Source organism: Gilliamella sp. W8136 (assembly GCF_016101285.1).
GTDB lineage: Bacteria > Pseudomonadota > Gammaproteobacteria > Enterobacterales > Orbaceae > Gilliamella > Gilliamella apicola_N.
Window position 1 is genome coordinate 1 of sequence record NZ_JACFQU010000050.1, and the last position, 567, is coordinate 567.

Annotated in this window: 1 protein-coding gene; it reads right to left on the reverse strand. The window is 47.6% G+C overall.

The window, feature by feature from the left end; genetic code table 11:
* A partial coding sequence (locus H3T96_RS14615; RefSeq protein ID WP_144093579.1) for an AMP-binding protein occupies positions 1-567 on the reverse strand: 567 nt, incomplete at both ends.

Here is a 567-nt window from a genome sequence, read left to right on the forward strand (position 1 = left end):
CCCCTTGCTTTAATTGGATTGCAGCAGCCAATTGAGGTGGCATGCCGACTGTTACAGCAACAGCACGAGCAATTTCAGGTAAACCCGCTAAGGCCGATTCAATTTCACCTAATTCAATACGATGACCTCGCACTTTAACTTGGTGGTCCTGTCTGCCTAAAAACTCCAGAGTACCATCAGGCCAATAACGACCCCGGTCGCCGGTTCGATACCAACGCATTCCATTGAGTTCAACAAATCGTTCAGCCGTCAACTCAGGTGCACCACGATAACCTAGCGCAACGCCGGCACCGCCAATCCATAATTCACCTGCTACATAATCCGGGCAATCTCGACCTAATGCATCGACGACACGATAGCATTGATTTGTTAAAGGATAGCCATAAGGAATGGAAGACCATTGTTCAGGTAAAGGTAAAGTAACGTCAAAGGCATTCGACCAAATACTGCCCTCTGTAGCACCGCCCATGGCCACTAATTTGGGTAGCTTGCCACAACATTGAGCAAGACGTACAGGTAAATCTAACCCTATCCAGTCCCCAGAAAGTAATACCGTTTTTAAAGGGA